A 26,407-nucleotide genomic window follows, 5' to 3' on the forward strand; every position below is an offset into this window, starting at 1 on the left:
TCAGGCGAACGCTCCCGCCACCAGGTCGGCGAGCAGGGCCCCCGCGCGCCCATCGGGGTCCAGGTCCGGGTCGTAGATCGTGACGTTGAGGCCGACGCAGCGCGGGGATCGGGCCAACACCCCGAGCAGTTCTGCGAGTTCGTCGGGGATCAGTCCGCCCGGGTCGGGGCTGTCGACGGCCGGCATCACGCTGGGGTCCAGGACGTCGGCGTCGAGGTGCACCCAGAAGCCGGCCGTGTCCGGCGGGTGGAGTCCCTCCAGGGCGTCCCGGGCGACGGGGCCGGCGCCGCGTTCGCGGATCTCCCCGACGGTGGCGACCTGGATCCCGGCGGCGCGCAGCTCCGGGAGGTCCTCGTCGCCGTCGCGGACGCCGAAGAGGCGCACGTCCTCGTCGCGCAGGTACGGGCGGAGCCCTTCGAGGTCGGCGAGGTCGGCCTGGCCGCGTCCGGTGGACAGGGCCAGCTCCTCGCCGCCGGCGGCGCCGACGGGCCCGTTGACCGCGGTGTTCCCGGGGTGGCGGAAGTCCGCGGAGCCGTCGACGGCGGCCAGTCCGTAGCGGCCGAGGCGCCGCATGGCCAGTGCGGCGCCGAGTTGGATCGAGCAGTCCCCGCCGAGCACGACGGGGAACTCCCCGTCCCGCAGGTGCGCCTCGATGCGGTCGGCGAGGGCGACGGTGTAGCGGGCGAGGGCGTCGGCGTGGAAGACCCCGTCGCCCTCCTTCCAGTCGCCCCGGTCGTAGCGCGGCGGGACGACGACCCCGCCCTCGCGCGCGCCGAGCCGGGCGAGGAGCCCCTGTTCGCGCAGGGCTCCCGCCAGCTTGTAGACCCCGGGTACGGTGCCGGGCGCGGGCGGGCGCAGGCCCAGGTTGGAGGGGGCGTCGAGCAACACGATGGTTCGCATGCCCTCATCCTGGGCGACGCGTACCCCCGGGACCAGACATTTCGGCGGTCAGGGCCCAGCGCTCGTGATCGCGCCAGGCCCCGTCGATGTGCAGGAAGTCCGGGGAGAGGCCCTCCATGCGGAAGCCGCGGCTGCGCACGAGGGCGAGGGAGGCGGCGTTGCCGGGCTGGACGTTCGCCTCCAGGCGGTGCAGTGCGAGGCCCTGGCCGGCGGGTGCGAAGGCGTGTCGGATCACCAGGTCGAGGGCCTCGCCGAGGAGTCCCCGGCCGGCGGCGTGGGCGAAGGCGGCGTAGCCGAGGGCTCCGCACTGGAAGCCCCCGCGGACGATGTTGTTGACGTTGACGAATCCGGCGACGGCCCCGCCGGCGCGCTCGCAGACGAGGAATCCGACCCGGCTGTCGCCGTCGCCGAGGCGGGCCGCCCAGGGCTCGTACGCCTCGATGGTGTCGGGCGGGAACATCCAGGGGTGGTGCAGTGCGCGGCTCTCGTGGACGCGGGTGACGAACTCGGGCCCGTCGGCCGGCCGGAAGGGCCTGATCCCGACCCTGTTCCCCTCGTCGAGGTAGGTGACTTGAGACATCGGTCCAGGCTAGAGGAGCGAGCGCGGCGGGTCCGTCACGGCTCCAGTGGCAGCCGCGGCACGTCCGTCCGCTCGATCCCGAACACCTGCGCGTACAGCGACAGCTCCGCTTCCAGGGCGCGGACCATGGTGTCCGCGCGGCGGAAGCCGTGGCCCTCGCCCTCGAAGGTCACGTAGGCGTGCGGCACGGCCCGACCCCGCAGGGCGGCGAGGAGCCGTTCGGCCTGGGCCGGCGGGCAGATCGGGTCGTCGAGGCCTTGGAGCAGCACGAAGGGCGCGGTGATCCGGTCGGCGCGGGCCACCGGGGAGCGTTCGCGACAGAGCAGGTCGAGGGTTGCCGGTGGCCCGGCGAGGCCGTCGATGTAGCGGGATTCCAGGTCGTGCGTCTCGGCCGCGAAGCCGCGCAGGTCCAGCACGGGGTAGATGATCGCCGCGCAGGCGTACAGGTCGGTGGCGGCCAGGGAGGCCGCGGCGGTCCAGCCGCCGGCGCTGCCGCCGCGGATCGCCAGCCGGTCCGGGTCGGCGGTGCCCTCGGCGGCCAGGGCGCGGGCCACGGCCGCGCAGTCCTCCACGTCCACCACGCCCCACTGCTCGCGCAGCCGCTCCCGGTAGGCGCGGCCGTAGCCGGAGGAGCCGCCGTAGTTGACCTCGACGACGCCGATGCCGCGCGAGGTGAAGTAGGCGATGTGCAGGTCCAGTACGGGCGGTACGTGGTCGGTGGGACCGCCGTGCACCCACACCACGTACGGGGGCAGTTCGTCGGCGGGGGCCGGCCGGTCCGGGTGGTGTGGCGGGTAGACGTGGGCGTGGATCTCGCGGTCGTCCGGGCCGGTGAAGGTCCGGCTCTGCGGCTCGGGGTAGTAGGACGGGTCGACGGGGTCGGCCGCCCGGGCGCCGATGACCCGGGCGTGGCCGGTCGCGGTGTCGAGTTCCACGACCTCGTAGCCGCTGCGCGGGCTGGCGGCGACCCCGAAGACCCGGGAGTCGCTGACGGCCAGGGTGGGTTGCCAGGCCGTCCAGGGGCCGGCGGCGTCCACCAGGTCGCCGCTCTCGGGGTCGAGTACGCCGAGCACCGAGGAGCCCTGGCCGTGCAGGACGGCGACGAGCCCGTCCGGCAGCGGTGCCAGCCAGCTCAGTCCCGGCTTCCACAGCGGCCCGCCGAACTCCTCTTCGCGGGGGCACAGGTTGACGGCCTCGCCGCTGTGCGGGTCGACCCGGTACGGGTTCCACCAGCCGCCCCGGTCGCTCACCGCGAGGAGCGTCCCGTCGGCGGCCCACTCCACCTGGGCCACGGCCTCGTCGGGTCCGCCGAGCACGGTGCGGGGGGCGCCGATCGCGCCGTCCCCGGTGACCTCGGCGAGCAGCAGCTCCGTGCCGTCCCAGGGCATCCGGGGGTGGTCCCAGACGAGTCGGGCCACGGTGCGCCCGTCCGGGGAGAGTCGGGGGCCGGTGGTGAACCGGTGCCGGTCGTCGGTGAGTTCGCGCACGGTGTCGCGGTCCTCGGCGGCCGAGCCGTCCAGGGGTACGGCGGCCAGGACGCGCCGCACGTCGGTCGGCGCGGGTCCGGTGAACTCCTCCAGCACGCACCAGACCTCGTCGCCGCGCAGCACCGGGTCGGCCCAGCGCAGCCCGCCGCCGACCGTGCCCACGGGGGTGAGCGGTCGGGGGGCCGGGGCGCCGGGCGCGTCCGGTTCGTACGCGTACAACCTCTGGTCGGCGAAGTGGACGAAGACCAACAGCGGGCCGCCGGAGTCCCGTTCGGCGCCGGCCCAGGGGCGCCCCCCGTACTCGGTGACCCTGCTGCGGACGTTCCAGGGCGCGGGCAGCACGGACCGTTCGGGCCGGCCGTCGGCGGGGCGCCGGACGAGGGTCCGGCGGCCCTCCTCCTCCGGCCTGGGCTCGGTCCACCACACCTCGGGGCCGATGGTGCCCACGTACTCGGGCCGCCCGTCGAGTGCGGCGGCGAGCGCGGCGTCGATGGGCGAGGGCCAGCCGCCGTAGGGCCGGGGCGGGGTGAGGGGCGCCATCACCGGGTCCCCGTCACAGCGCGCGCAGGGCGCGGTCGAGGACGCGGACGCCGAAGTGCAGGGCGTCGACCGGGACCCGCTCGTCCACGCCGTGGAAGAGGGACCAGTAGTCGAAGCCGGGCGGCAGCTTGAGCGGGGAGTAGCCGTAGCCGGTGATGCCGAGCCGGGAGAACTGCTTGGCGTCGGTGCCGCCCGCCATGCAGAACGGGACCACGTGTCCTTCGGGGTCGAAGTGCTCGACGGCCTCGCGCAGGATCCCGAACGTCCGTCCGTCCACGGGGGCTTCGAGCGCCACCTCGCGGTGGTGGAACTCCCAGTGCACGTCGGGTCCGGTGAGCGCGTCGAGGGTGGCGATGAACTCGGCCTCCCCGCCGGGGAGGGTGCGGCCGTCCACGTAGGCGGTGGCCTGGCCCGGGATCACGTTCAGCTTGTAACCGGCGCTGAGCATCGTCGGGTTGGCGCTCTGTCGCACGGTGGCCTGCACGAGGGCTGCGGCCGGGCCGAGCGCGGCGAGCAGCTCCGTCAGATCGAGGTTCTCGCCGCGCGGGTCCACCGACAGGCCTTCCAGGGCGGCGAGTTCGGTGATGCAGGCGGTCACGGTGTCGGTGAGGCGCACCGGCCACTCGTACTCGCCGATCCTGGTGACGGCGGCGGCGAGCCGGCTGACGGCATTGGCCCGGTTGGGCTTGGAGCCGTGCCCGGCGGTGCCGTGCGCGGTCAGCTTCAGCCACGCGGTGCCCCGCTCGCCGGCGGCGATCGGGTAGAGGGACCGGCCGGGGGCGGGGTGGACGGTGAAGGCGCCGGACTCGCTCAGCCCCTCCGTACAGCCCTCGAAGAGCTCCGGGTGGTGGTCGGCGAGGAAGCCCGATCCGTCGATCGCGCTGTCCTCCTCGTCTGCGGTGTACGCGATCACGATGTCGCGGCGCGGCTTCACGCCCGCCCGCGCCCAGGCCCGTACGACGGACAGCACCATCGCGTCCATGTTCTTCATGTCGACGGCGCCGCGGCCCCAGACGACGCCGTCGCGGATCTCGCCGGAGAAGGGGTGCACGCTCCAGTCGGCGGCCTCGGCGGGCACCACGTCGAGGTGGCCGTGGACCAGGAGGGCGTCGGCGCCGGGGTCGCTGCCCTCGATCCGGGCCACCACGTTGGTGCGGCCCGGGGTGCGTTCGAGCAGGACCGGTTCCAGGCCCGCGCCGGCGAGCCGTTCGGCGACGTACTCGGCGGCCGGCCGCTCGTGGCAGTCGCCACCGCCGCGATTGGTGGTGTCGATGCGGATGAGGCCGGAGGTGTGGTCGACCACCTCGTCGAGCGCCGTGGGGTCCACGGCTTCACGGGGGCGGGTCTCCGTTGCGTGCATGTCAGCCATACTGCTCCTCCACAGCCGCCGAGACGACCGTCGTGACCGCCTTGAAGGTCCGGATCCCCTCGTACATCGTCTCGTTGGTGTACGCGACCCTGCGCTCGCCCGAACGTTCGACCCCGGGTACCACGGTGGCGGCCAGGCCCAGGTGCTCGGCGTCGAACTCCAGTTCCACCGTGAACGGGCCTCCCACCACGGGCTCGTGGCGGACCGCGAGGGCGACGGCCTCCGTCGCGGCGGCCCGGATGTCGGCGGCCGTGCGGGCCGGCGTGCGGCAGACGGCCGCGTACCGCGAGACGTGGTCCTTGACGGCGACGGTCACCGCGTCCGGGGCGTAGCCGGCGGCGTCGACACAGGTCAGGTCGTCGCCGGTGACGAGGATGACCGGGACTCCGTACTCGGCGACGACGTGGGCGTTGAGCAGCCCCTCGCTGGCGCGCACCCCGTTGATCCAGACCCCGGTGATCGAGTTCGCGAGGTAGGTGTGGGCGAGGACGCCTTCGGTGCCGGCCCCGGTGTGGTAGCCGACGAAGGCGATGCCGTCCACGTCGCCGTGCTGGACCCCCTCGACCATGGAGAGCGACTTGTGCCGGCCGGTGAGCATCTCGGCGCGGGCGTCGAGCTTCTCCAGGAGGAGGTTCCGCATGGTCCAGTGGGCCTCGTTGACGAGGACCCGGTCGGCGCCGCCGTCGTAGAAGCCGAGCACGGCGGCGTTCACGTCGGAGGTGAACATCGACCGGCAGCGCTCCCACTGGGGGGTGCCGGGCAGCACGTCGGCGGGCCAGGTGACGCCGGTGGCGCCCTCCATGTCGGCGGAGACGAGGATCTTCATCGGGTCCCCCGGTGGGTCGGGTCGCGTCCCCGGTGGGCCGGGCCGCGGATCCTTCACCCTAGGCCGTCTCCTGCGGATCCTGCCTGACCCACGCCGCCCGGGCCTCTCCCGCCCCGGGTTCCGGCGGCTCACCCCCCGGACGGAAATCCACCCGAACCGGTGAGCCGCCCGACACCGGCGGCGGGCAACGGCCTTGCTCAGCCCTCGACTTCGCCGGCCAGGTTGGCGAGCAGGGTGTCGTGGATGCGCGCGAGGCCCTTGGGGGCGAAGGTGCGCTCGAAGAAGCCGCCGATGCCGCCCGCGCCGTTCCAGACGGTGCTGACGACCACCTTGGCGCTGCCCTCGCCGGCCGGGGTCACCGTCCAGGTGGTGACCATGGAGGAGTTGCGGTCCTTCTCCACGAGCTGACCGTCGGTGGGCTCGGTGACCTCCAGCAGGCAGTCGCGCACCCGCTTGCTGGTCGCCTGGAGCTTCCAGTGGACCAGGGTGCCCTCGCCGTCGCCGCCCTCGCGCACCTCGTACTCGCTGTAGTGCTCGGGGAGCAGCTTGCCCCGGGTCCCCGAGTAGTCCGCCAGCGCGTCGAACACGGTCTCCGCGTCGGCCGCGATGATCCGCTCCGTGGTGGCCTCGACCTGCGCCATAGCTGTTCCTCCAGCAGTTGTGTCCGCTCGTCGCGGCTAGACAACCACCTCCGGGGCGGGGGCCCAAATCCGGGGCGGACGGGACGCGGACCGGGGCGGGCGGCGCGTTCCCGCCCGTCGGCCGGATTCCACCCCGCACGATCATGGGAACGTTTGTTCTATTCTCGGTCCGAGCCACCAAGGGAGGCGCACCATGCGCTGGAACCATCTGACCGAGGACACCGGGACCGAGGACCGCCCGGGCACCGGACCCGCCGCGCTCTTCGGGGCGGACTCGGTCGTCACCCGCACCTTCGACACCCCCGAGTTCCGCGGGATCACCTTCCACGAGGTCCGCGCCCGCTCGATCGTGAACCGGGTGCCGGGGGCCTCGCGCATGCCGTTCGAATGGACGGTCAACCCCTACCGGGGCTGCAGCCACGCCTGCGTGTACTGCTTCGCGCGCAAGACCCACGGCTACCTCGACCTCGACACCGGCATCGGCTTCGACTCGCAGATCGTCGTCAAGACCAACGCCCCCGAACTGCTGCGCCGCGAACTCGGCTCGCGCCGCTGGACCGGCGCCCACATCGCCATGGGCACCAACGTCGACTGCTACCAACGGGCCGAGGGCCGCTATCGACTGATGCCGGGCATCATCGAGGCCCTGGGGGAGCACGCCAACCCCTTCTCCGTCCTCACCAAGGGGACCCTGATCCTGCGCGACCTGCCGCTGCTGCGCGCGGCCGCCGAGGTCACCGAGGTCGGGATCTCCGTCTCCGTCGGATTCACCGACACCGCGCTGTGGCGCACCGTCGAGCCCGGCACCCCCTCCCCCGCCGCCCGGCTGAACGTCGTACGGACCCTCGCGGACGCCGGCATCGAGTGCGGGGTGCTGATGGCCCCGGTCATCCCCTTCCTCGGGGACTCCCCGGAGCAACTGCGCGACACCGTCCGGGCCGTCGCCGAGGCGGGTGCCACCTCCGTCACACCGCTCGTGCTCCATCTGCGGCCGGGCGCCCGCGAGTGGTTCACGGCCTGGCTGGGGACGCACCACCCGCGGCTGGTGTCCCGCTACGAGCGGCTGTACGCGGGCGGGTCGTACGCGCCCACCTGGTACCAGCGCCGGATCACCCGGCACGTCCACGAACTCGCGGCGGAGTACGGCATCGGCCCCTCCCGCAGGGGCGGGTCCCGCCGGATCCCGACGCCCGAACGGCCGGCCGAGCCGGCGCACGCCGGTCCGACCCAGCTCACCCTCCTGTGATCCCGGACGGCCCCTGAAGGCTCATCACATCGGACCAATCGGCAGCCCAATCCCGCATTCCGGCCTTGGTTTCCGGGACGATTCCGCCCAGAACCCTCGGCTGGGAGGCCCCATGCTGCACCCCGTGACCAAGCGCGGCCCGATGAAGAAGCGCGCCGCCGTCCTGCTGTCGATCTCCACCGTGGCCGCCGCCCTCGCGAGCCCGGTCACCGCCGCCCCGGCGGCCGCCACGGCCCCGACGGCCCCGGCCCTGCGCTGGACCGACTGCAAGACGCCCCGCCATCCCACGCTCCAATGCGCCTCCCTCAAGGTCCCGCTCGACCACGACCGGCCCGCCGGCCGACAGATCGCCCTCGCGCTGACCCGCGTCCCGCACACCTCCGCGACGTCCCGGGGGCCCCTGCTGGTCAACCCCGGCGGCCCCGGCGGCAGCGGGCGCGCCCTCGCCGGGTACATCGCCTCCGCGCTGCCCAAGGACGTGGCCGGCTCGTTCGACGTGATCGGCTTCGACCCGCGCGGCGTGGGCCGGAGCGAGCCCGCCCTGGACTGCGGCGGCGGGCACTTCACCCCCGTGCGTCCCGACTCCGTGCCCCTGGACCGGGCGACCGAGCAGGCCAACCTGGAGCGGGTCAAGGCCTTCGCCGAGTCCTGCCAGACCAAGCACGCGGACGTCCTCCCGTACATCGGCACCGTCTCGGCCGCCCGCGACCTGGAGGTGCTGCGCACGGCGCTCGGCGCACCGAAGCTCAGCTACTTCGGGTACTCCTACGGGACCTACCTGGGTGCCGTGTACGCCCGGCTGCACCCGGACCGGGTGGACCGGCTGGTGCTGGACTCCGTCGTGGACCCGGCCGGCGTCTGGTACGAGGACAACCTCGCCCAGGACCAGGCCTTCGACGCCCGCCACAAGGCCTTCCTCGCCTGGGTGGCCCGGTACGACGAGAAGTACCGGCTCGGCACCGACCCGGCCCGGATCGAGGCGCGCTGGTACGAGATGCGCGACGCGCTGCGCACGGCGCCGGCGGGCGGCAAGGTGGGCCCCTCCGAACTGGAGGACACCTTCATGCCGGGCGGCTACTACAACGGCTACTGGCCGCACCTCGCCGAGGCCTTCTCCGCGTACGCGGTGGACAAGGACCCCAAGCCGCTGGTGTCGGCGTACGAACGGTTCGGCGCGGTGGAGCCCTCGGCGGGCAACAGCTACAGCGTCTACACCGCGGTGCAGTGCCGGGACTCGGCCTGGCCGCGGAACTGGAACCAGTGGCGCGCCGACATGTGGCGCACGCACGCCAAGGCGCCCTTCATGACCTGGAACAACGCCTGGTACAACGCCCCCTGCGCGTTCTGGCCGACGGAACCCCTGCAGGCCCCGGACGTGACCAACACCGAGCTTCCCCAGGCGCTGCTGTTCCAGGCGACGGAGGACGCGGCGACCCCGTACGAGGGCGCGGTCAGCATGAAGGGCAAGCTCAAGGGCGCGGCCCTGGTGGTCGAGCAGGGCGGCGGCAACCACGGGATCGCCCTGAGCGGCAACAAGTGCCTGGACGAGAAGCTGTCCGCGTACCTGCGCACCGGCAAGGCCGCCGACGCCGGCTGCCCCGCGCAGCCCGCACCGACGCCGGCCGCCGTGACGCGCGCGGTCCCGCCCTCGGCGGGCGGGGCGGCCCTGCACGGCCTGCTGGGCTTCCGCGGCTGAGCGCCTAGTCCGCCGGCCGCGGGTCCGGGTCGGCCCGGGCGCGGTCGGCCGGGTCGCGGTCGGCCGGGTCCAGTCCGCGCAGCGCCTCCGTCGCGGCCACCGCCAGGCGGGGGTGGGACTGGGCGCGGGTGAGGACCTCGCGGGCGCGGGGGTCGGCGAGGGCGCCGAGGCCCTCCACGCACGCCAGGGCGACGCGCCAGTACGGGTCGTGGGGCGAGAGGAGCCGGGACAGCGTGCGGATCAGCGCCGGCGCCGACTCGGGGGCCCGCAGCGCCGCCAACAGCCGGACCGGGTGGAGGGCGTAGGCGGTGCGGAGTTCGTTCGTCGCCAGGGCGGCCGCCGCCCGGGCCGTGCGCGGGTCCCCGAGGACGGCCAGCGCCTGCGCGGCGGCCTCGCAGCGCGGCGGGTCCCGGTGGTTGAGGAGCAGCACCAGTGACTCGAAGGCCCGTCGGTCGCCGGCCAGCCCCAGCCGGTAGGCGGCCAGTTCGCGGGCCCACAGCGGCAGGCCGGCGTGGGTCAGGGAGGCGGCCAGCGCGTCGGGGTCCGCCGCGAGCAGCTCCTCGTAGTCCGCCGACTGCCCCGACTCGGTCCGCAGGCGCTCCAGCACGTCGTTCACCCGGCCAACCCTAGGGCGACGGGGCCGCCGCCACGTCGGGTTCGCCGAGATGTGCGCACCCCTGATGATCGATGATCGATGATCGGTACATTTGGGCGTTACAGGTCACATCTCCGCGCTCTGGCGCGCCAGTTACCGGCGAGTTACTCTCGCTTCAACACGTACGGGGCAGGCCTGGTGACGCAGCCACCCCGTACCAGTCGGTTCAGTACCCAGGTACCCCCAGGTACCGCATGTTCGTGATCGGCGTGATCCCCGGGACAGGGTCCGCCGCTCCACGCCCCCGCTTCGGGCATCTCGTGCGGAAATTCCGGTGCGCGTGCCGTGCGGCCGCGCGCCTTCCCTCAGTCGTCACCCTCTTCCACTGGAGTCCCGCGATGGACCTTCCGTCCACGTCCAGTCAGTCCACCCTGCAGACCATCGCCGTCGTCGGCCTCGGCACCATGGGCACCGGCATCGCCGAGATCCTCGCCCGGGCCGGCCGCGAGGTCATCGGCATCGACATCAGCGACGCCGCCACCCGTCGGGCCGGCGCCGCCCTCTCGGCCGCCACGGCCCGCTCCGTCGCCAAGGAGCGGCTGACCGAGGCGGAGCGCGACGGCGTGCTCGCCCGCTTCCGCACCTTCACCGAGTTGAGCGCGGCCGCCGACGCCGACCTGGTGATCGAGGTGGTCCCGGAGGACTACGCGCTCAAGCAGCGACTCTTCCGCGAACTCGACGCGATCGTCCGCCCGGACACGATCCTGGCCACCGGCACCAACGCCCTGTCGGTGACCCGGATGGCGGCCGAGTCCCAGCGCCCCGAGCGGGTCCTGGGCCTGCACTTCTTCAACCCGGCGCCGGCGATGAAGCTCGTCGAGGTCGTCTCGTGCGTGCTCACCTCGCCCACCGCCGTCGAGGCCGTCACCGAGCTGGCCCGCGACCTCGGCAAGCAGCCCGTCGCGGTCGGCGACCGGCCCGGTTTCGTGGCCGACGGCCTGCTCTTCGGCTACCTCAACCAGGCCGCCGCGATGTACGAGTCGAAGTACGCCTCCCGCGAGGACATCGACGCGGCGATGCGGCTCGGCTGCGGCCTGCCCATGGGTCCGCTGGCCCTCCTCGACCTGATCGGCGTGGACACGGCCCGGACCGTCCTGGAGGCCATGTACGCCTCCTCCGGCGACCGGCTGCACGCCCCGGCCCCGATCCTCGGCCAGCTGGCCGAGGCCGGCCTGACCGGGCAGAAGTCCGGGCGCGGGTTCTACACGTACGAGGCCCCGGGCAGCCAGGTCGTCGTCCGTGACCTCCAGACCCCGCTGGACGGTTCCCTGCTCGGCTCGGGTCGTCCGGTGTCCTCGGTCGGCGTGGCCGGTTCGGGGACGATGGCGAGCGGCATCGCGCAGGTCTTCGCGCAGGCCGGGTACGCGGTCGTGCTGGCCGCCCGCAGCCAGGAGAAGGCGGTGGCCGCCAAGGCCGCGATCGGCAAGTCCCTGGGCCGTGCGGTGTCCAAGGGCAGGCTGACCGAGGCGGCGGCCGCCGAGACCATGGAGCGGATCACGCCGGCGGGTTCGCTGGACGCCTTCGCCGAGGTGGACCTGGCCGTGGAGGCCGTCGCGGAGGACCTGGCCGTCAAGCAGGAGCTGTTCGCCGGCCTGGACAAGGTCTGCAAGCCGGGCGCGGTCCTGGCGACCACCACCTCCTCGCTCCCGGTGATCGCGGTGGCGCGGGCGACCTCGCGTCCGCAGGACGTGATCGGCATGCACTTCTTCAACCCGGCTCCCGCGATGAAGCTGGTCGAGGTGGTCCGGACCGTCCTGACGGCCGACGACGTGCACGCCACGGTCCGCGAGGTCTGCGCGAAGGTGCGCAAGCACCCGGTGGACTGCGGGGACCGGGCCGGGTTCATCGTGAACGCGCTGCTGTTCCCGTACCTGAACAACGCGATCAAGATGGTCGAGCAGCACTACGCGACCCTGGACGACATCGACGCCGCGATGAAGCTGGGCGGCGGCTACCCGATGGGGCCCTTCGAACTCCTCGACGTGGTCGGCCTGGACGTGTCGCTGGCCATCGAAAAGGTCCTGCACAAGGAGTTCCGCGACCCGGGCCTGGCTCCGTCCCCGCTGCTGGAGCACCTGGTGGCGGCGGGCTGCCTGGGCCGGAAGACCGGCCGCGGTTTCCGTGAGTACGCCCGCCGGTAAGCCGAGCGCGGACCGGCGGACACCAGAGCCGGATGCGTGGGGAGGGCTGCTCGGGCCTGCCGGACCCTCACGGCAGGCGAGCCCTCCCGACGAGCACTGTGTGCGCAGTGCGGGCCCTCCCCCGCATCCCTCCCCGTCCCACCCCCCTCAGGCGCGCCCCGCCGCGCAAATGAAGTACTTTCGCTCTATGTCCCAGCCCGCCAAGACCTCGCCCCGTGCCGCCGCGACCTCCGACGCCCCGGAGAGCGCGCCCGGCACCAAGGCGGCCGCGCAGCGGCTCAAGATGCGCCGCGAGCTGGCCGCGGCCGCCATGGAGCTGTTCGCCACCAAGGGGTACGAGGCCACGACGGTCGACGAGATCGCCGCGACCGCCGGGGTGGCGCGCCGGACGTTCTTCCGGCACTTCCGCTCCAAGGAAGAGGCGATCTTCCCGGACCACGACGACACCCTGACCCGCGCCGAGGCCGTGCTGGACGTGGCCCCGGCGCACGAGCACCCGCTCGACACGGTGTGCCGCGGGATCAAGGAAGTCATGAAGATGTACGCCGCCTCGCCGGCGGTGTCGGTGGAGCGCTACCGGCTCACCCGCGAGGTGCCGGCGCTGCGGGAGCGGGAGATCGCCTCGGTGGCCCGGTACGAGCGGCTGTTCACGCGCTATCTGCTCGCCCACTTCGACGAGCAGGACCACCACGACGGCAACGACGATCCGCTGCTGGCGGAGGTGGCCGCCTCGGCGGTGGTCACGGCCCACAACCACGTGCTGCGGCGTTGGCTGCGGGCGGGCGGGCAGGGGGACGTGGAGGCGCAGCTGGACCACGCCTTCTCGATCGTGCGCAAGACCTTCGGGTCGGGGATCGGCGCCGGCCGCACCGCGGCGGGCCCGCCCGCCGCGCCGGCGGCGGCCGTCCGCGCGCAGGGCGAGGTGCTGGTGGCGGTGGCCCGTACGGACGCCCCGCTCGACGAGGTCATGCGGACCATCGAAGAGGCCCTCAGAAACAAGCAGGACAGCAAGCAGCAGTAGCGCACGTCGTTCACGCGGGTTACCCGCGTCACAGTGGCCGCTCCCGTTCCGGGGGCGGCCATTTGCGTTTGTCCGGGTTGTCCCTACTCGCGGGTAACACTGATCGATCATCGCTCATCTGCGCAGGTCAAATGGCAAATGAGAGAAAGTTTTGGCACGCGGTGCCTTGCTGAGTGACACGGGGTGCCATACGTTGAATCTCGTCCGGATGTCCCCGCGGTCCTCGCCCACTCGGCACGAACCGCGCCCCGGATGCCTGCGTCACCAGGCACCAGCACGCCTCACCACGGGCGTCGCAGCACCACCGCTCCGCCGAACCGACGGCACACACCACACCCGTTCCGCGCACCCGCGTACCCCTCAGCGCACCCTCATCAGCGCTCGCCGGAGGCAACACCGTGAAGGACATTCTGGAAGCCATCCAGTCGCAGGCCGCCACGCCCGCCGACTTCGCGGCCCTGCCGCTCCCCGACTCGTACCGCGCGATCACCGTGCACAAGGACGAGGCGGGGATGTTCGAGGGGCTCACGACCCGTGAGAAGGACCCCCGCAAGTCCCTGCACCTGGACAACGTCCCCGTCCCGGAGCTCGGCCCGGGCGAGGCCCTGGTCGCCGTCATGGCCTCCTCGGTCAACTACAACTCCGTGTGGACCTCGATCTTCGAGCCGGTGTCCACCTTCAGCTTCCTGGAGCGCTACGGGCGCCTGTCCGACCTCAGCAAGCGCCACGACCTGCCGTACCACGTCATCGGCTCCGACCTCGCGGGCGTCGTCCTGCGCACCGGTCCCGGCGTGAACTCCTGGCAGCCCGGCGACGAGGTCGTCGCCCACTGCCTCTCGGTGGAGCTGGAGTCCTCCGACGGCCACAACGACACGATGCTCGACCCCGAGCAGCGCATCTGGGGCTTCGAGACCAACTTCGGCGGCCTGGCGGAGATCGCCCTGGTCAAGTCCAACCAGCTGATGCCCAAGCCCGACCACCTCAGCTGGGAGGAGGCCGCCTCCCCGGGCCTGGTCAACTCCACCGCCTACCGCCAGCTGGTCTCGCGCAACGGCGCCGGCATGAAGCAGGGCGACAACGTCCTGATCTGGGGCGCCAGCGGCGGCCTCGGCTCCTACGCCACCCAGTTCGCGCTGGCCGGCGGGGCCAACCCGATCTGTGTCGTCTCCAGCGACCAGAAGGCGGACATCTGCCGGTCGATGGGCGCGACCGCGATCATCGACCGCAACGCCGAGGGCTACAAGTTCTGGAAGGACGAGCACACCCAGGACCCCAAGGAGTGGAAGCGCTTCGGCAAGCGCATCCGCGAGCTGACCGGCGGCGAGGACATCGACATCGTCTTCGAGCACCCCGGCCGCGAGACCTTCGGCGCGAGCGTCTACGTCACCCGCAAGGGCGGCACCATCACCACCTGCGCCTCGACCTCGGGCTACATGCACGAGTACGACAACCGCTACCTGTGGATGTCGCTCAAGCGCATCATCGGCTCGCACTTCGCGAACTACCGCGAGGCGTGGGAGGCCAACCGCCTGATCTCGAAGGGCAAGATCCACCCCACCCTCTCGAAGGTCTACTCCCTGGAGGAGACCGGCCAGGCCGCCTACGACGTCCACCGCAACCTCCACCAGGGCAAGGTCGGCGTCCTCGCGCTCGCCCCCGAGGAGGGCCTGGGCGTCCGCGACCACGAGCTGCGCGCGACGCACCTCGACGCGATCAACCGCTTCCGTAACGTCTGAGACCGTTCAAGGGCCAAAGGGACAGCCTGAGATGACAGAGCGCCAGAAGGACCGTCCGTGGCTCATGCGGACGTACGCCGGCCACTCCACGGCCGAGGCGTCCAACGAGCTGTACCGCCGCAACCTCGCCAAGGGCCAGACCGGCCTGTCGGTCGCGTTCGACCTGCCGACGCAGACCGGCTACGACCCCGACCACGTCCTCGCCCGCGGCGAGGTGGGCCGGGTCGGGGTCCCGGTCTCCCACCTGGGCGACATGCGGAGGCTGTTCCAGGACATCCCCCTGGAACAGATGAACACCTCGATGACGATCAACGCCACCGCCATGTGGCTGCTGGCGCTCTACCAGGTGGCCGCCGAGGAGCAGGGCGCGGACATCGCCCTGCTCCAGGGCACCACCCAGAACGACATCGTCAAGGAGTACCTCTCGCGCGGGACGCACGTCTTCCCGCCCGGGCCGTCCCTCCGCCTGACGACGGACATGATCGCGTACACGGTCAACCACATCCCGAAGTGGAACCCGATCAACATCTGCTCGTACCACCTCCAGGAGGCCGGGGCCACCCCGGTCCAGGAGATCTCGTACGCGATGTCGACCGCGATCGCCGTACTGGACTCGGTGCGCGACTCGGGCCAGGTGCCCGAGGAGCGCTTCGGCGAGGTGGTCGCCCGCATCTCCTTCTTCGTGAACGCGGGCGTCCGCTTCATCGAGGAGATGTGCAAGATGCGCGCCTTCGGCCGCATCTGGGACAAGGTCACCCTGGAGCGCTACGGCATCGACAACACGAAGCAGCGCCGCTTCCGGTACGGCGTCCAGGTCAACTCCCTGGGGCTGACCGAGGCCCAGCCGGAGAACAACGTCCAGCGCATCGTGTTGGAGATGCTCGCGGTCACCCTCTCCAAGGACGCCCGCGCCCGCGCCGTGCAGCTGCCCGCCTGGAACGAGGCGCTGGGCCTGCCCCGGCCCTGGGACCAGCAGTGGTCGCTGCGCATCCAGCAGGTCCTCGCGCACGAGAGCGACCTCCTGGAGTACGAGGACATCTTCGCGGGCTCGACCGTCATCGAGGCCAAGGTGGACTCGCTGGTGACGGAGTGCCTGGCCGAGATCGACCGGATCGAGGAGATGGGCGGCGCCATGGCGGCCGTCGAATCGGGCTACCTCAAGTCCCAGCTGGTCTCCTCGCACGCCGAGCGGCGGGCCCGGATCGAGGACGGCGAGGACAAGATCGTCGGCGTCAACTGCTTCCAGCAGACCGAGGAGAACCCGCTCACCGCCGACCTGGACGGCGCCATCATGACGGTGGACGGGGCGCTGGAGGCCCAGACCGTCGAGCGCATCGGCCGCTGGAAGGCCGAGCGCCAGGAGTCCTCCGACCGGCAGGGCGGGGGCGACCCGTTCGTCTTCCCCACCGTGCGCCAGTCCCTGGACCGGCTGAAGGACGCCGCGGCCGGGACCGAGAACCTGATGGAGGCCACGCTGGAGTGCGCCCGGGCGGGCGTCACCACCGGCGAGTGGGCCGGCGCGCTGCGCGAGGTGTTCGGCGAGTTCCGCGCCCCGACCGGTGTCTCCTCGGCCCCGGTGGCGGTCACGGCCGAGGCGGGCACCCCGATGGCGCTGGTCCGCGCGAAGGTCTCCCGTACGGCCGACGAGCTGGGCTCCGGCCGGCTGCGGCTGCTGGTCGGCAAGCCCGGCCTGGACGGGCACTCCAACGGCGCCGAGCAGATCGCCGTCCGGGCCCGCGACGCCGGATTCGAGGTGGTCTACCAGGGCATCCGGCTGACACCCGAGGAGATCTCCTCGGCGGCGCTGGCCGAGGACGTGCACTGCGTGGGACTGTCCATCCTGTCCGGTTCGCACAGCGCCCTCGTCCCCGACGTGCTGGAACGTCTGCGTCTGGCGGGGGCGGGCGACATCCCCGTCATCGTGGGCGGCATCATTCCGAATGCCGACGCGGTGACACTCAAGGCGGCCGGCGTGGCCGCCGTGTTCACCCCCAAGGACTTCGGCATCACGGAGATCATCGGCCGTATCGTCGACGAGATCCGCAAGGCCAACAAGCTCCACCCCCTCGACGACGCCGACACGGTCGACATCGCCGACACAGCTGACATCGCCGAAAGCACGGAGGTCCCCGCATGACCACGCCCACTTCCCCGGTCAACCGGCTCCGGCCGCGCCGCTCCTGCCTCGCGGTGCCGGGTTCCAACCCCCGGTTCCTGGAGAAGGCCCAGGGCCTGCCGGCCGACCAGGTCTTCCTCGACCTGGAGGACGCCTGCGCCCCCCTCGCCAAGGAAGGCGCCCGCCACACCATCGTGGACGCGCTGAACCAGGGCGACTGGACGGGCAAGACCCGGGTCGTGCGTGTCAACGACTGGACCACGCACTGGACGTACCGCGACGTCATCACGGTCGTCGAGGGCGCGGGCCAGAACCTCGACTGCATCATGCTCCCGAAGGTCCAGGACGCGCAGCAGGTCGTGGCGCTGGACCTGCTGCTGACCCAGATCGAGAAGACCATGGGCTTCGAGGTCGGCAAGATCGGCATCGAGGCGCAGATCGAGAACGCCAAGGGCCTGGTGAACGTCGACGAGATCGCCGGCGCCTCCCCCCGGCTGGAGACCATCATCTTCGGCCCCGCCGACTTCATGGCCTCGATCAACATGAAGTCCCTGGTCGTGGGCATGCAGCCGCCCGGGTACGGGGCGGACGCCTACCACTACATCCTGATGCGGATCCTGATGGCGGCCCGCATGCACGACCTCCAGGCGATCGACGGCCCCTTCCTCCAGATCAAGAACGTGGACGGGTACCGCGAGGTCGCCGGCCGCGCGGCCGCCCTCGGCTTCGACGGCAAGTGGGTGCTGCACCCCGGCCAGGTCGACGCCGCCAACGAGGTCTTCTCCCCCTCTCAGGAGGACTACGACCACGCCGAGCTGATCCTCGACGCGTACGACTGGTGCACCTCCGAGGCCGGTGGCAAGAAGGGGTCGGCGATGCTCGGCGACGAGATGATCGACGAGGCCAGCCGCAAGATGGCCCTGGTCATCTCGGGCAAGGGCCGCGCCGCCGGGATGCGTCGCACCACCAAGTTCGAGATCCCGGAGGCCTGATCCCCATGCAGTTCGGACGCACGTACGAAGAGTTCGAGATCGGTGCGGTCTACAAGCACTGGCCCGGAAAAACGGTCACCGAATACGACGACCACCTCTTCTGTCTGCTGACCATGAACCACCACCCGCTCCACATGGACAGCAACTACGCGGAGAACACGACCGACTTCGGCAAGAACGTCGTCGTGGGCAACTACATCTACTCCCTGCTGCTGGGCATGTCGGTCCCCGACGTCTCGGGCAAGGCCATCGCCAACCTGGAGATCGAGTCGCTGCGCCACGTGGCGCCGACCTTCCACGGCGACACCATCTACGGCGAGACCACGGTCCTCGACAAGACCCCGTCGAAGTCGAAGAACGACCGCGGGATCGTCTACGTGGAGACCAAGGGCTACAAGCAGGACGGCACCCTCGTCTGCGTCTTCCGGCGCAAGGTGATGGTTCCGACGGAGACCTACATCAAGGAGCGCGGCGGCGAGCAGCCCGGCCGCCCCACGCTGAAGGAACAGGGGAAGTAGAACCATGAGCCGACTTGCCCAGACCGCCGGCCTGACGGACGACCAGAGGGACATCCTCAAGACCGTCCGGGAGTTCGTCGACAAGGAGATCATCCCGGTCGCGACCGAGCTGGAGCACCGCGACGAGTACCCGCAGCAGATCGTCGACGGTCTCAAGGAACTCGGCCTGTTCGGCCTGATGATCCCCGAGGAGTACGGCGGCCTGGGTGAGTCGTTGCTCACCTACGCGCTGTGCGTCGAGGAGATAGCGCGGGGCTGGATGTCCGTCTCGGGCATCATCAACACCCACTTCATCGTGGCCTACATGCTCAAGCAGCACGGCACGCAGGAGCAGAAGGACCACTTCCTCCCCCGTATGGCGCTGGGCGAGGTGCGCGGCGCGTTCTCGATGTCCGAGCCCGGGCTCGGCTCGGACGTGTCGGCCATCACCTCGAAGGCGGTGAAGGACGGCGACGAGTACGTCCTGAACGGCCAGAAGATGTGGCTGACGAACGGCGGCACCTCGACGCTGGTGGCCGTTCTGGTCCGAAGTGACGAAGGACACCCCGAAGGCACCGCGCCGCACAAGTCCATGACGACCTTCCTCGTCGAGAAGGAGCCGGGCTTCGGCGAGGTCCGTCCGGGCCTGACGATCCCGGGCAAGATCGACAAGATGGGCTACAAGGGCGTCGACACGACCGAGCTCATCATGGACGGACTGCGCATTCCGGCCAATCGGGTGCTCGGCGGCCAGACCGGCCGAGGGTTTTACCAAATGATGGACGGGGTCGAGGTCGGCCGCGTGAACGTGGCGGCGCGTGGTTGTGGCGTCGCCCAGCGTGCGTTCGAGCTGGGTGTCTCCTATGCCCAACAACGTCACACTTTCGGCAAGGCGATCGCCGAACACCAGGCCATCCAGTTCAAGCTCGCCGAGATGGCTACCAAGGTCGAAGCGGCCCATGCGATGATGGTCAATGCAGCACGCAAAAAGGACTCTGGGGAACGAAACGACCTCGAAGCAGGGATGGCGAAGTACCTCGCCTCCGAGTACTGCAAGGAGGTGGTGGAGGACGCCTTCCGTATCCACGGCGGATACGGCTTCTCGAAGGAGTACGAGATCGAGCGCCTCTACCGCGAAGCCCCGATGCTGCTCATCGGTGAAGGTACGGCCGAGATCCAGAAAATGATCATCGGGCGACGCCTTCTCGAGGAGTACCGACTCCAGGGCTGAAAGTCCCTTTCGTGGGGAATCGCCCAAAGGTTCCTCACGGAAGAGTCACTACCTGTGACCGACTTACGGCCATCGACTCGGCTTCTGGCTTGCCCAGTTGTTGCGCGCAACCGATAGCATTCCAGTAAAGCCGCCGTCCCGTCCCCCCGTTTGCGGCGCGGCAATCACCCGCTACGAAGGTCATCCATGCCCCACAGCCAAACCTCTGCACCTCGCGTCGGCCTCCTCGGTGGACGTCTCGCACGCGGAGCATCGCCGTGGCTTCTGCCGACCGTCGCCACCGCGGCCCTCAGCCTCACCCGGGCGCGCAAGTCCGGGCGCTGGGCCGCGGCGGCCGTGCCCGCCACCGCGCTCGCCGCGGGCATGCTGTGGTTCTTCCGCGACCCCGAGCGTGAGATCACGCAGGGTCGGGTCATCTCCCCCGCCGACGGTGTGGTGCAGAGCATCATGCCGTGGAAGGACGGACGGACCCGCGTCGCGATCTTCATGAGCCCGCTGAACGTCCACGTCAACCGCGCGCCCCTGGCGGGCACGGTGACGTCCGTGGAGCACATCCCCGGCGGGTTCGTCCCGGCGTTCAACAAGGAGAGCGAGAACAACGAGCGCGTCGTCTGGCACTTCGACACCGAGCTCGGCGACATCGAGATGGTGCAGATCGCCGGCGCGGTCGCGCGTCGGATCGTCCCGTACCTGCCGGCCGGCACCAAGGTGGAGCAGGGCGAACGCATCGGTCTGATCCGCTTCGGATCCCGCGTCGACATCTACCTCCCCGAGGGTGTCGAGGTCGCGGTCGAGGTCGGTCAGGCCACCACCGCGGGGGTGACCCGAATTGACCGTGACTGACCCTGAGACTCCTGCCACAGGCTGGGTGCCGGAGGCCAAGGAGGAGGACGCCGAGGACATGCCGCTCTCCCTGCGGCTGTCGATAGCGGACACCCTCACCCTCGGCAACGCCACCTGCGGCTTCATGGCGGTGTACTTCACCACCACCGGGATCCTGATCCCGCACCTCACCGGCAGCGGTGAGTCGGGCATGGCCCGCAGCAGCGCCGCGACGGCCGTGATACTGATGCTGCTCGCCGCGGTCTTCGACCTCTTCGACGGCATCGTGGCCCGCAAGCTGCGCAGCTCGCCGATGGGCGCGGAGCTGGACAACCTGTCCGACCTGATCAGCTTCGGGCTGGCGCCCGCGTACTTCGTCCTCGTCTACGGCATGGTCGCCGACGACGCGGTCCAGAAGATGTCGGCGCTGGCGGCGATCGTGGTGCTGCTGGCCGTGGTGCTGCGGCTCGCGAGATTCAGCTGCGTGACGATGAAGGACGGCATGTTCCAGGGCATGCCGAGCCCCTTCGGCGCGCTGACCGTCGTCTCGATCGTGCTGCTGGAGCTGCCGTTCGTCCCGACGCTGCTGGCGATCGTCGGGGTGGCCTGGCTGATGGTGAGCCGGGTCGAGTACCCCAAGCCGCGGGGTGTCCTCGCGGTGGCGATGCTGAGCTGGATCGTCGCGGCGATGGGGCTGCTGGCCGCCTGGGCGTTCGACGCCCCCGGTGGTCAGCTGCTGCTGCAGACCGGCTGCGCGCTGCAGATCGCCATGGCGGCGACCATCCCGCTGTTCGCGACGACCCGTCGTGCGAACACGTTCCGCCACAACCGGCGCGAGGCACGGGCCACGCAGGCCCCGTAGGCTCCACGCCGTGAAGCTGTCCGAGAAGGGCCCCCGGTGCCGCACAGGCGCCGGGGGCCCTTCTCGTGTCCCCGGGGGCCTGGCGGGCCCGTGGAGGGCCTTCCCGGGGTCGCCGGGCCCATCGGTCGGGCCCTGACGCAGATGGTGCGGGGGCTTGCGGGGTCCGGAGCCTCCGGGACGGGGGCGGGCGTAACCTTGATGTCGGAAAACCGCCAGCCCCGCCTCGTCCGCACCGGGATCCTGGAGCCATGTACACCGACACCGAACGCTGTGTCAGGGCCGTGCAGTCGAAGGACGCCCGCTTCGACGGCTGGTTCTTCACCGCCGTCCTGACCACCCGGATCTACTGCCGACCCAGCTGCCCGGCCGTGCCGCCCAAGGTCGCGAACATGTCGTTCCTGCCGAGCGCGGCCGCCTGCCAGCAGGCCGGTTTCCGGGCCTGCAAGCGGTGTCGACCCGACACCTCCCCCGGGTCCCCCGAGTGGAACGCCCGCGCCGACGCCGTCGCCCGGGCCATGCGGCTCATCCAGGACGGGGTCGTCGACCGCGAGGGCGTGCCGGGGCTGGCCACCCGCCTCGGCTACTCGACCCGGCAGGTGGAGCGGCAGCTCAACGCCGAGCTGGGGGCGGGGCCGCTGGCCCTGGCCCGGGCCCAGCGGGCGCAGACCGCGCGGCTGCTGATCGAGACCTCGGAGCTGCCCATGGCCGACGTCGCCTTCGCCGCCGGGTTCTCCTCGATCCGGACCTTCAACGACACCGTCCGCGAGGTCTTCGCCCTCTCCCCCAGCGAGCTGCGGACCCGCGGCGAGAAGGCCCACCGCAACACGCCGCGGATCCCGGGGACCATAAGCCTGCGGCTGCCGTACCGGTCCCCGCTCAACCCCGACAACCTCTTCGGCCACCTCGCCGCGACCGCCGTGCCCGGGGTCGAGGAATGGCGGGCCGGCGCCTACCGCCGGACCCTGCGCCTGCCCTACGGCACCGGCGTGGTCGCGCTCACCCCGCAGCCCGACCACATCGGCTGCCAGCTGGCCCTGACCGACCTGCGCGACCTCACCCTCGCCATCAGCCGCTGCCGTCGCCTCCTCGACCTGGACGCCGACCCCGAGGCGATCGACGAGCAACTGCGCGCCGACCCGCTGCTGGCGCCGCTCGTGGACAAGGCTCCCGGGCGCCGGGTGCCCGGTACCGTCGACGCGGCCGAGTTCGCCGTACGGGCGGTCCTCGGGCAGCAGGTGTCCACCGCGGCGGCCCGTACCCACGCGGCCCGGCTGGTCGTCGCGCACGGCGAGCCGGTGGCCGATCCCGACCCGGCGGGCGGGCTGACGCACCTGTTCCCCTCCCCGCAGGCGCTGGCCGGGCTGGACCCGGAGTCCCTGGCCCTGCCGCGCAGCCGCCGTACGACGCTGACCACGCTCGTGGCGGCGCTGGCGGACGGTTCGCTGCCGCTCGGCATCGACAGCGACTGGGAACGCGCCCGGGCGCGCCTCGGCGAGCTCCCCGGCTTCGGTCCGTGGACCACCGAGGTCATCGCGATGCGGGCGCTGGGCGACCCGGACGCGTTCCTGCCGTCGGACCTGGGGGTCCGGCGGGCGGCGCGGGGTCTCGGTCTCCCGTGGACGCCTGCGGCGCTGACCGCCCGGGCGGCCGGCTGGCGGCCCTGGCGCGCGTACGCCGTGCAGTACCTGTGGGCCACCGAGGACCACGCCATCAACCACCTGCCCGTCTGAAGGAGCCCGACCGTCATGACCAGCAAGCAGCACACCGTCGTCGCGAGCCCCTACGGCCCGCTGACGCTCGTCGCCACCGACGGCGTCCTGAGCGGCCTGTACATGGTCGGGCAGCGGCACCGACCGGCCGAGGAGTCCTTCGGGGAGCGGGTCGAGGAGAGCGAGGCGCCGTTCCCCGAAGTGGTGCGGCAGTTGACCGCGTACTTCGCCGGGGAGCTGAGCGAGTTCACCCTGCCGCTGCGCATGGAGGGCACCGAGTTCCAGCGCAGTGTGTGGGAGCAGCTGGTGCGCATCCCGTACGGCGAGACCTGGTCGTACGGGCAGCTCGCGGACAAGCTGGGCAAGCCGGGTGCCTCGCGCGCGGTGGGTCTGGCGAACGGCAGGAACCCGATCGGCATCATCGTGCCCTGCCACCGCGTCATCGGGGCCTCGGGGGGCATGACGGGCTACGGCGGCGGGGTGGAGCGCAAGGTGAAGCTGCTGGCCTTCGAGTCCGGCGCGCCCACCCAGGAGGAACTGGCCTGATCCGGCCCCATCCCGAAGGCGGGCCCTACGGCACTAGATGACGACCAGGGGCACCAGCAGGGCGAAGCCGGCGCCGGCTTCCACCGCGTAGGCGTACAGCGAGGGGTGTTGGACGGGGGCGGCGAGCAGCACCACGCTCTGCTGTTCCCCGGCCGCGGCCACCCACGCGGCGTCGGCGCCCAGTTTGCCCTGGTACCAGCCTTCGCAGGCGCCGGGTCCGGTGACGGCGAGGAGGTCGTCCTCGCGGCGGTAGAAGGCCTGCCAGCCCTCGGCGGGGGTCGACCAGCCCTCGAAGTCGCCGAACTCGGCCCATCCGCCGTCGCGTATCGCGCCGTCGAACATCCAGACCGGGGTCCCCTCGGCGGTGAACTCGCCGCTGGACTGGTCGTCGGTGGTGAAGTGGACCATGGGGAGGGCGTCGGGCCCGTCGGCCGTGCTGGGCCAGGCGTACATCGTGATCATTCGCTGAATTCTGTCCTGGTCGAAGTAGGCCTGGTGTAACGGGACTATGCGGTCGCCGGGCGGCGGCCGTTCTCCAGCTCTGCGGTGCTCTCGCCCGACTCCAGCACGCGGTGGGCCTCTTGGGTGCGCAGGCCGAGCGATCCGAGCAGGTGGGTGGTGAGTTCGTCGGGCTCGACCAGCTTCCAGGAGACCAGTTCCTCCTCCTGGAGCCTGATCGAGGCCAGTTGTCCGGCGTCCAGCACGCCCCCGTCGTAGACGTACGCGACGATCGGCGGGCGGTCGGGGCCCACGCTCCAGTCGACGGCGAGCAGTCTGCCGAGCGCGACGTCGAGTCCGATCTCCTCGGCGCTCTCGCGGCGGGCCGCCGTGCGCGGGGACTCGCCGGTGTCCGACTCGATGGTGCCGCCCGGCAGGGCCCAGCCCGCGCGGTAGTTCGGCTCGACGAGGAGCACCCGTCCCTCGGCGTCGCGGAAGAGCGCGGCGGCGCCGGCCAGCACCCGGGGCAGGCTCGCGATGTAGGTGGCGTAGGCATCGGTGGTGGTCACGCCCGCAACCCTACCCAGCCGCCGCCGGGTGTGTGGATCACGTACCGGAGGCGCCGTCCTCGCCGTCCGTGCGGTCCCGCCCCTTGGACTCGGCGACCCGCTTGAGCCGGTGGTGGCCGGCCCGGTCCTGTCCGGTGACGGCGTCGCCGACCATCGCCTTGACGGCGTCGCGCATCCCGTGGAGCGCGTGCGTGCGGGCGGGGCCCGCGCCGGGGTCCTCGCGCAGTTCCCTCACCAGGGCCCAGCAGAGCAGCAACATGACGACGACGAAGGGCAGTGCGACCAGGATGGTCGCGGTCTGAAGGGATTTCAGGCCGCCCGCGAGGAGCAGCGCGGCGGCCACGCCGGCCATCAGGATGCCCCAGGTGACGACCAGCCAGGTGGGCGGGTTCAGGGAGCCGCGGCTGGTGAGCGAGCCCATGACCAGGGAGGCGGAGTCGGCGCTGGTGACGAAGTAGGTCATGACCAGGACCATCGCCACCCAGGAGGTGACGGTGCCCAGCGGCAGCGCGTCGAGCATCGCGAAGAGCGACGCCTCCACGCCCTCGCGGACCTTGCCGGCGAGGTCGGCGGCGCCGGTGGATTCGAGCCGGATGGCGGTGCCGCCCATCACGCAGAACCAGACGACGGTGGCGCCGCTGGGCACCAGCAGCACGCCGATGAGGAACTCGCGGATGGTGCGGCCGCGCGAGATGCGGGCGATGAAGGTGCCGACGAACGGGGCCCAGGAGAGCCACCACGCCCAGTAGAAGATGGTCCACGCGCCGAGCCACGTGCTGTCGGTGAAGGCGCCGGTCCCGGTCGCCAGGGGCAGCAGTTCGTGCAGGTAGCTGCCGACGCTCGCCGGGATGACGTCGAGGATGTAGACGGTCGGGCCGAGGACGAAGACGAAGAGCATGAGCACCGCGGCGAGCACGAGGTTGATGGTGCTCAGCCACTTCACGCCCTTGTGCAGGCCGGAGAAGGCGGAGAGCACGAAGGCAGCCGACAGCGAGCCGATGATGATCAGCTGGACGGTGATCGTGTCCTCGACGCCGGCGGTGAGGTCGAGCCCCTCGGCCACCTGGAGCGCGCCGAGGCCGAGGCTGGTCGCGGTGCCGAAGACCGTGGCGAAGACGGCGAGCAGGTCGATGGTCCTGCCGAGCGGTCCGGTGGCCCGCCGCTCGCCGATCAGCGGGACGAAGGCGGAGCTGAGCCGGTTGCCGCGGCCCTTGCGGAAGGTCGCGTAGGCCAGGGCGAGGCCCGCGATGCCGTAGATGGCCCAGGGGGTCAGGGTCCAGTGGAAGAAGGAGTAGTCCAGGGCCGCGCGGGCGGCGGCGCCGGTCCCCGGGGCCGCCCCGGAGGCGGGTGGCGGGTGCAGGAAGTGGGTGAGCGGCTCTCCCACGCCGTAGAACATCAGGCCGATGCCCATGCCGGCGCTGAACATCATCGCGATCCAGGACAGGTTCGTGAACTCGGGCTCGGAGTCGTCGGCGCCGAGCCTGATCCGGCCGAACCGACCGAGGGCGAGGACGACGCACATGACGAGGAAGACGTCGGCGGCGATCACGAACAGCCAGGCGAAGTTGCCCAGCACCCAGGCGAGCGCCGTGCTCGACGCGGTGTCGAAGGAGTCCTTGCCGAACACCGCCCACGCCACGACGGCGAGCACGGCGAGCACTCCGATCGCGACCACCTGGAGGTCGGGAGTACCGCTCCCCGGGTCGTTCGGACCCGCGCCCGGGGGATCCGGACGTGGCTGTTCCAGCGAATCGGCGCTCATGCGGCCACACTATGCAGGCGTATAT

The 26,407-nt window shown here is 71.6% G+C and carries 23 protein-coding genes; 13 read left to right on the top strand and 10 right to left on the bottom strand.

Going from position 1 to position 26,407, the window contains the following annotated elements; translation table 11 throughout:
• From OG906_RS07875 to OG906_RS07900, 6 genes are all read right to left on the bottom strand, one after another.
• Positions 1–900, bottom strand: coding sequence for an arginase family protein (locus OG906_RS07875; RefSeq protein ID WP_267829534.1), 900 nt, complete (start codon positions 898–900; stop codon positions 1–3).
• Positions 901–904: 4 nt separating this feature from the next.
• Complete coding sequence (locus tag OG906_RS07880; RefSeq protein ID WP_329441236.1) at positions 905–1,480, bottom strand: GNAT family N-acetyltransferase; 576 nt, start codon at positions 1,478–1,480, stop codon at positions 905–907.
• A gap of 35 nt (positions 1,481–1,515) precedes the next feature.
• Positions 1,516–3,507: a S9 family peptidase gene (locus tag OG906_RS07885; protein ID WP_329441238.1), complete on the bottom strand. Its 1,992-nt coding sequence runs from the start codon at positions 3,505–3,507 to the stop codon at positions 1,516–1,518.
• Positions 3,508–3,520: 13 nt separating this feature from the next.
• Positions 3,521–4,867 (bottom strand): M20/M25/M40 family metallo-hydrolase, encoded by a 1,347-nt coding sequence (locus OG906_RS07890; RefSeq protein WP_329441240.1) that lies wholly within the window; start codon positions 4,865–4,867, stop codon positions 3,521–3,523.
• 1 nt (position 4,868) lies between these two features.
• On the bottom strand, positions 4,869–5,702 hold the full coding sequence (locus tag OG906_RS07895; protein ID WP_329441242.1) for a M55 family metallopeptidase: 834 nt from the start codon (positions 5,700–5,702) through the stop codon (positions 4,869–4,871).
• A 197-nt stretch (positions 5,703–5,899) separates the two neighbouring features.
• A complete protein-coding gene (locus tag OG906_RS07900; RefSeq protein ID WP_329441243.1) occupies positions 5,900–6,343 on the bottom strand; it encodes an SRPBCC family protein in 444 nt (147 codons plus the stop codon).
• A gap of 193 nt (positions 6,344–6,536) precedes the next feature.
• Between OG906_RS07900 and OG906_RS07905 the strand changes: the two genes are divergently transcribed.
• Both OG906_RS07905 and OG906_RS07910 read left to right on the top strand, forming a co-directional pair.
• Positions 6,537–7,589, top strand: coding sequence for an Rv2578c family radical SAM protein (locus OG906_RS07905; RefSeq protein ID WP_329441245.1), 1,053 nt, complete (start codon positions 6,537–6,539; stop codon positions 7,587–7,589).
• A gap of 142 nt (positions 7,590–7,731) precedes the next feature.
• Positions 7,732–9,285: an alpha/beta hydrolase gene (locus tag OG906_RS07910; protein WP_329447964.1), complete on the top strand. Its 1,554-nt coding sequence runs from the start codon at positions 7,732–7,734 to the stop codon at positions 9,283–9,285.
• Between the two features lie 4 nt (positions 9,286–9,289).
• On the opposite strand, the gene OG906_RS07915 is transcribed toward OG906_RS07910, so the two are convergent.
• Positions 9,290–9,901, bottom strand: coding sequence for a HEAT repeat domain-containing protein (locus OG906_RS07915; protein ID WP_329441247.1), 612 nt, complete (start codon positions 9,899–9,901; stop codon positions 9,290–9,292).
• 377 nt (positions 9,902–10,278) lie between these two features.
• Between OG906_RS07915 and OG906_RS07920 the strand changes: the two genes are divergently transcribed.
• The 11 genes from OG906_RS07920 to OG906_RS07970 all read left to right on the top strand — a co-directional run bounded on the left by OG906_RS07920 (position 10,279) and on the right by OG906_RS07970 (position 23,613).
• Positions 10,279–12,081: a 3-hydroxyacyl-CoA dehydrogenase family protein gene (locus tag OG906_RS07920; RefSeq protein ID WP_329441249.1), complete on the top strand. Its 1,803-nt coding sequence runs from the start codon at positions 10,279–10,281 to the stop codon at positions 12,079–12,081.
• Positions 12,082–12,268: 187 nt separating this feature from the next.
• Entirely contained in the window at positions 12,269–13,102 is an 834-nt protein-coding gene (locus tag OG906_RS07925) for a TetR family transcriptional regulator (protein WP_267796089.1), read from the top strand.
• A 398-nt stretch (positions 13,103–13,500) separates the two neighbouring features.
• Complete coding sequence (ccrA, locus tag OG906_RS07930) at positions 13,501–14,838, top strand: crotonyl-CoA carboxylase/reductase (protein WP_053681712.1); 1,338 nt, start codon at positions 13,501–13,503, stop codon at positions 14,836–14,838.
• Between the two features lie 31 nt (positions 14,839–14,869).
• Entirely contained in the window at positions 14,870–16,975 is a 2,106-nt protein-coding gene (locus tag OG906_RS07935; protein ID WP_329441254.1) for a protein meaA, read from the top strand.
• Positions 16,972–17,946: an HpcH/HpaI aldolase/citrate lyase family protein gene (locus OG906_RS07940; RefSeq protein ID WP_053681715.1), complete on the top strand. Its 975-nt coding sequence runs from the start codon at positions 16,972–16,974 to the stop codon at positions 17,944–17,946. Before OG906_RS07935 ends, OG906_RS07940 begins: the two co-directional genes overlap by 4 nt.
• Positions 17,947–17,951: 5 nt before the next feature.
• Positions 17,952–18,464 (top strand): MaoC family dehydratase, encoded by a 513-nt coding sequence (locus OG906_RS07945; RefSeq protein ID WP_053681718.1) that lies wholly within the window; start codon positions 17,952–17,954, stop codon positions 18,462–18,464.
• A gap of 4 nt (positions 18,465–18,468) precedes the next feature.
• Positions 18,469–19,674, top strand: coding sequence for an acyl-CoA dehydrogenase family protein (locus OG906_RS07950; protein WP_267796086.1), 1,206 nt, complete (start codon positions 18,469–18,471; stop codon positions 19,672–19,674).
• Positions 19,675–19,860: 186 nt separating this feature from the next.
• Positions 19,861–20,517, top strand: a complete 657-nt coding sequence (locus OG906_RS07955; RefSeq protein WP_053681721.1) for a phosphatidylserine decarboxylase — start codon at positions 19,861–19,863, stop codon at positions 20,515–20,517.
• A gap of 58 nt (positions 20,518–20,575) precedes the next feature.
• Positions 20,576–21,358 (top strand): CDP-diacylglycerol--serine O-phosphatidyltransferase, encoded by a 783-nt coding sequence (gene pssA, locus OG906_RS07960; RefSeq protein ID WP_371591609.1) that lies wholly within the window; start codon positions 20,576–20,578, stop codon positions 21,356–21,358.
• Positions 21,359–21,606: 248 nt separating this feature from the next.
• On the top strand, positions 21,607–23,088 hold the full coding sequence (locus OG906_RS07965; RefSeq protein WP_329441258.1) for an AlkA N-terminal domain-containing protein: 1,482 nt from the start codon (positions 21,607–21,609) through the stop codon (positions 23,086–23,088).
• A 15-nt stretch (positions 23,089–23,103) separates the two neighbouring features.
• Positions 23,104–23,613: a methylated-DNA--[protein]-cysteine S-methyltransferase gene (locus OG906_RS07970; RefSeq protein WP_329441260.1), complete on the top strand. Its 510-nt coding sequence runs from the start codon at positions 23,104–23,106 to the stop codon at positions 23,611–23,613.
• A 33-nt stretch (positions 23,614–23,646) separates the two neighbouring features.
• Here OG906_RS07970 and OG906_RS07975 read toward each other — a convergent pair whose 3' ends face one another.
• Genes OG906_RS07975 through OG906_RS07985 form a run of 3 tightly spaced genes read right to left on the bottom strand, consistent with a single transcriptional unit; the run spans position 23,647 to position 26,382 of the window.
• Positions 23,647–24,075, bottom strand: a complete 429-nt coding sequence (locus tag OG906_RS07975; protein WP_267796082.1) for a hypothetical protein — start codon at positions 24,073–24,075, stop codon at positions 23,647–23,649.
• A 44-nt stretch (positions 24,076–24,119) separates the two neighbouring features.
• Complete coding sequence (locus OG906_RS07980; protein ID WP_329441262.1) at positions 24,120–24,620, bottom strand: NUDIX hydrolase; 501 nt, start codon at positions 24,618–24,620, stop codon at positions 24,120–24,122.
• 37 nt (positions 24,621–24,657) lie between these two features.
• Positions 24,658–26,382 (bottom strand): BCCT family transporter, encoded by a 1,725-nt coding sequence (locus OG906_RS07985; RefSeq protein ID WP_329441264.1) that lies wholly within the window; start codon positions 26,380–26,382, stop codon positions 24,658–24,660.
• Positions 26,383–26,407 lie beyond the last annotated feature (25 nt).

This window comes from Streptomyces sp. NBC_01426, assembly GCF_036231985.1.
Taxonomy (GTDB): Bacteria; Actinomycetota; Actinomycetes; order Streptomycetales; family Streptomycetaceae; genus Streptomyces.

Bases quoted from the DNA above. Each gene is read 5' to 3' on its own strand.
- OG906_RS07875 (WP_267829534.1), bottom strand. From the start codon at position 900: ATGCGAACCATCGTGTTGCTCGACGCCCCCTCCAACCTGGGCCTGCGC.
- OG906_RS07880 (WP_329441236.1), bottom strand. From the start codon at position 1,480: ATGTCTCAAGTCACCTACCTCGACGAGGGGAACAGGGTCGGGATCAGG.
- OG906_RS07885 (WP_329441238.1), bottom strand. From the start codon at position 3,507: ATGGCGCCCCTCACCCCGCCCCGGCCCTACGGCGGCTGGCCCTCGCCC.
- OG906_RS07890 (WP_329441240.1), bottom strand. From the start codon at position 4,867: ATGCACGCAACGGAGACCCGCCCCCGTGAAGCCGTGGACCCCACGGCG.
- OG906_RS07895 (WP_329441242.1), bottom strand. From the start codon at position 5,702: ATGAAGATCCTCGTCTCCGCCGACATGGAGGGCGCCACCGGCGTCACC.
- OG906_RS07900 (WP_329441243.1), bottom strand. From the start codon at position 6,343: ATGGCGCAGGTCGAGGCCACCACGGAGCGGATCATCGCGGCCGACGCG.
- OG906_RS07905 (WP_329441245.1), top strand. From the start codon at position 6,537: ATGCGCTGGAACCATCTGACCGAGGACACCGGGACCGAGGACCGCCCG.
- OG906_RS07910 (WP_329447964.1), top strand. From the start codon at position 7,732: ATGAAGAAGCGCGCCGCCGTCCTGCTGTCGATCTCCACCGTGGCCGCC.
- OG906_RS07920 (WP_329441249.1), top strand. From the start codon at position 10,279: ATGGACCTTCCGTCCACGTCCAGTCAGTCCACCCTGCAGACCATCGCC.
- OG906_RS07925 (WP_267796089.1), top strand. From the start codon at position 12,269: ATGTCCCAGCCCGCCAAGACCTCGCCCCGTGCCGCCGCGACCTCCGAC.
- OG906_RS07935 (WP_329441254.1), top strand. From the start codon at position 14,870: ATGACAGAGCGCCAGAAGGACCGTCCGTGGCTCATGCGGACGTACGCC.
- OG906_RS07940 (WP_053681715.1), top strand. From the start codon at position 16,972: ATGACCACGCCCACTTCCCCGGTCAACCGGCTCCGGCCGCGCCGCTCC.
- OG906_RS07945 (WP_053681718.1), top strand. From the start codon at position 17,952: ATGCAGTTCGGACGCACGTACGAAGAGTTCGAGATCGGTGCGGTCTAC.
- OG906_RS07950 (WP_267796086.1), top strand. From the start codon at position 18,469: ATGAGCCGACTTGCCCAGACCGCCGGCCTGACGGACGACCAGAGGGAC.
- OG906_RS07955 (WP_053681721.1), top strand. From the start codon at position 19,861: ATGCCCCACAGCCAAACCTCTGCACCTCGCGTCGGCCTCCTCGGTGGA.
- pssA (WP_371591609.1), top strand. From the start codon at position 20,576: ATGCCGCTCTCCCTGCGGCTGTCGATAGCGGACACCCTCACCCTCGGC.
- OG906_RS07965 (WP_329441258.1), top strand. From the start codon at position 21,607: ATGTACACCGACACCGAACGCTGTGTCAGGGCCGTGCAGTCGAAGGAC.
- OG906_RS07970 (WP_329441260.1), top strand. From the start codon at position 23,104: ATGACCAGCAAGCAGCACACCGTCGTCGCGAGCCCCTACGGCCCGCTG.
- OG906_RS07975 (WP_267796082.1), bottom strand. From the start codon at position 24,075: ATGATCACGATGTACGCCTGGCCCAGCACGGCCGACGGGCCCGACGCC.
- OG906_RS07985 (WP_329441264.1), bottom strand. From the start codon at position 26,382: ATGAGCGCCGATTCGCTGGAACAGCCACGTCCGGATCCCCCGGGCGCG.